The sequence below is a fragment of the Mesorhizobium sp. M1A.F.Ca.IN.022.07.1.1 genome (genome assembly GCF_003997575.1).
Taxonomy (GTDB): domain Bacteria; phylum Pseudomonadota; class Alphaproteobacteria; order Rhizobiales; family Rhizobiaceae; genus Mesorhizobium.
In genome coordinates, this window is sequence record NZ_RZST01000490.1 from 1 (window position 1) to 3,277 (window position 3,277).

At 61.2% G+C, this 3,277-nt stretch carries 2 protein-coding genes and 1 pseudogene; 2 read left to right on the forward strand and 1 reads right to left on the reverse strand.

Going from position 1 to position 3,277, the window contains the following annotated elements:
* Positions 1 to 978: pseudogene (locus EOA75_RS30935) on the reverse strand (RND transporter); the annotation flags it as partial.
* 156 nt (positions 979 to 1,134) lie between these two features.
* Here EOA75_RS30935 and EOA75_RS30940 point away from each other — a divergent pair.
* Both EOA75_RS30940 and EOA75_RS30945 read left to right on the forward strand, forming a co-directional pair.
* Positions 1,135 to 1,560: a hypothetical protein gene (locus tag EOA75_RS30940; RefSeq protein WP_127325942.1), complete on the forward strand. Its 426-nt coding sequence runs from the start codon at positions 1,135 to 1,137 to the stop codon at positions 1,558 to 1,560.
* Positions 1,561 to 1,876: 316 nt separating this feature from the next.
* Positions 1,877 to 3,094, forward strand: coding sequence for an MFS transporter (locus EOA75_RS30945; RefSeq protein ID WP_127325944.1), 1,218 nt, complete (start codon positions 1,877 to 1,879; stop codon positions 3,092 to 3,094).
* Positions 3,095 to 3,277 lie beyond the last annotated feature (183 nt).

Here is a 3,277-nt window from a genome sequence, read left to right on the forward strand (position 1 = left end):
GGCCTGTTCCACAAGCGCGAGCACCTCCCCTTTGCTCACCGTCTGACCAAGGCGTGGGAGCGCACCCCCTGCGACCATGATCCTCCCGCCATTGATGCTCTGCACCAGGCCGGAGCGGTTCGGATCGGCGACGATGCGACCAACAAGCGTCACTGCGCTCTGCGCCTGCTCCGGCTTGGCAACAACTGTTCGAATGCTCAGCAGGCGCTGGCTCGGTTTCGGCAGGAATACGCCTCCGTCGCTCATGCGCTGCGGCGCATCCCCGGCAGGCAGCGGGGTCGAGGCTTCACTATGATCGTGCCCTTCATGGCTAAATGCAAAGGCAGTGGTCGCCATCAGCACGACAAGAACGAGCCCTGCGATGGGGGCGGCCCGACGTCCTTTTCGCACCATCAAGCCCGCGAGGAACCCGAAACCAAGAAAGCCGCCGGCCAGCAATTGGAGACGGTCGACTTCGAAATCGCCCAGGGCCAGTTTCTCCGGGATTATGCTCTCCAGGCCACGCCCCTGCGTGCGCGACTGATCCGCTTGGACTGGGCTTTTGCGGGGCAGCTCGATCGATCCGATAAGAAGATCGTCGCCGGAGGGATGTGCTACTGAAAAGACCAGCTCCAGCGGGCCTTCAGACAGGAACTTCTCGGATTGCAGAACATAAATGCCGGCGTCGGCTTCTTTTGCTGCCATCTCGGCGTCGCCGCCGACCATAACCGAGATTTTCGCACCCGGAACTGGCTGGTTGGTGTCAAAACGGTCGAGGAAGATCGAGAGCTTGTCATCCTCGAATATGCCAGCCAGTTCATAAGCCGGAGACTGAACGCTGACACGCGGCTTCGCGGCGGAAGCAGCGATGACAGGCTGTTTGCCGTGGTCGTGTCCTTCATGCGCCGAGAGCGGCGACGAAAGAAGCATAAGCAGGCCTACGGCAGCACAAAGGGAGTGAATGCGGCAAAGGCCGCGAAAAAGCGAAGAAATGGACATGTTCAGAAGCCAGCAGTTTTTGAACGTCGAGGCCTGTCGGCCGGGCGAAGATCAGACTGCTCAGGTTCTGGGGGGCCTCTCGGGGCCTGCCGTGGGTATGCCCGGACGGCTGCGATAAGCAGCCGGAACAATCAGGCTCGCACCCTGAACTCCTGGATGGCGGACCTCGCAACCCTCGAAGCCCGGGTGCCCGAGGCAGAGGCCAGCACAGCAAAGCACCCCGCCGTGAGCCAGGCGCTCCGTACCCTCGGCGTGATCCGGCTGCTGCTCACCCGCAACGTCATCCGCCGCACCTTCGTCGGCATTTTCCGTGACGTCGTGCGAAGGATCGAAGTGGTTCGAATGCGAGTGAGCAACCGTCACGTTCGCGCAATCCGAAATCAGTTCATGCGAATGGGAACTTCCGGCCGCACTCATCTGCAGCAGGGCAAGGGTGATGAGCGCGAAGATGAACTTCGACGCGATCCCCTTAATTTTTTCCCACTGCTTGTGCACCTGAAGATTGGCCCCCTGATCTGTCTTCTCCGACGTGTCGCGTCGCTTGCATCGCGTATGCGGCAAATTGAGGGCGACGCTAGATGAAGCCTAGCTTAGCTGGCTTGCGGCAGGCTGACGGATCTAGGACCAGCGTCCAAGAGACTCCGAACGCAATAGGTTCAGTGATCAATCTTCCAGAAGAGAGAAGCTATTGCGACGGTCCCAACCCGCGTACGGTCTTAGCACGGGGTGAGGCCGCGAGCGTAGCATCAGTTGTGTCCGACGCGACACCCGCCGCAGCAGGAGAAGGTTACCGCTCGAGATCTTTCGGATATGTTAGAACTGAAGGTCAGGACGGGTAGCCAGGTCTTTGACACCGTCGCATCGAGATTCCGAACGGAGCTACGTTGGCCCGGCCGGCGTGGGACAGCCCTGCTACGAGACCGAAGGTGGCCGCGCTGCGGACATCTACGCGGCGCGTGCCCTTCGGGATTTTGGGGACGGCTTCGCCGCAGTGCTTCTGCCGGTATATCTGGCGTCGATTGGGCTTGGGCCGCTGGAGATTGGTGTCGTTGCAACCTCCGCACTCCTGGGTTCGGCACTATTGACGCTCGGCATCGGCTTCTTGGCGGCGCGAGCAGACCGGCGGAGCCTGCTTTTGGCTGCGTCCGGCCTGATGATCGCAACCGGGGTGGCCTACACGCAGTCAAGCACCTATGCAGCTGTTCTGCTCGTGGCTTTCCTGGGCACGATCAATCCTTCGTCCGGGAGCGTCAGCATCTTCGTTCCGCTCGAGCACGCCGTCTTGTCTCGGCTTGTCGCGGATACGGACCGTACGAAGGCATTCGCACGCTATAGCCTGTTAGGTGCGCTGGCGGCTGCGTTTGGCGCCCTTGCTGCAACCAGTCCCGATTTCTTGGTGACGATTGGGATCTCACGGCTCACCGCTCTCAAGGCAATGTTTTTCCTCTATGCCGTTCTTGGCGTGGCGGGCGGCCTGGTGTACGCGCGCATTCCTGCTGGTCCGAAAACGTCTCCACAGGACCGGCCCGTCGCAGCACTTGGGCCCTCGCGTGTCATCGTCTACAAGCTGGCTGCCCTGTTCAGCATCGACGCCTTCGCCGGCGGTTTTGCCGTGCAGTCACTCGTTGCGTTGTGGCTGTTCAGCAAATTTGGTCTTTCCCTGTCTGCCGCTGGGGCGTTCTTCTTCTGGTCGGGTGTTTTGTCGGCGGTTTCATTTCCGGTCGCTGCATGGCTGTCGAGGCGCATCGGGCTTGTGAACACGATGGTGTTCACGCACATCCCGTCAAGCATTTGCCTGATCCTGGCCGCCTTGGTGCCGAATCTCTATGCCTCTCTGGCATTTCTTCTTGTACGCGCAGCACTGTCCCAGATGGACGTGCCGACTCGCTCCTCGTATGTGATGGCGGTCGTTACGCCACCGGAGCGGCCTGCGGCGGCGAGCGTCACCTCTGTACCACGCAGCCTTGCGGCCGCTGCGAGCCCGGCGATCGCCGGCGCGCTATTTGCCGCGGGGTTCGAACCCTGGCCTCTGGTGATCTGCGGTGCCCTCAAGATCGTCTACGACTTGGCCTTGCTTTGGGCTTTCCGCCACATCAAGCCGCCTGAAGAGAGCTGAAGCTGCACACGACCCTGTACGACTGCGGTTAACCATCCCTCAAGCTGCTGCGATCTGCCAAAGGGCCACGCTAGCGAGCACGATCCCTGCAGCGCCGTCGATGCCGCGGGAGACAGCAGCAAACGGGCGCGGCCGGCTCTCAAAGATGTGCACAAGCCGTTCGCGGAACAGGATCGACAACAC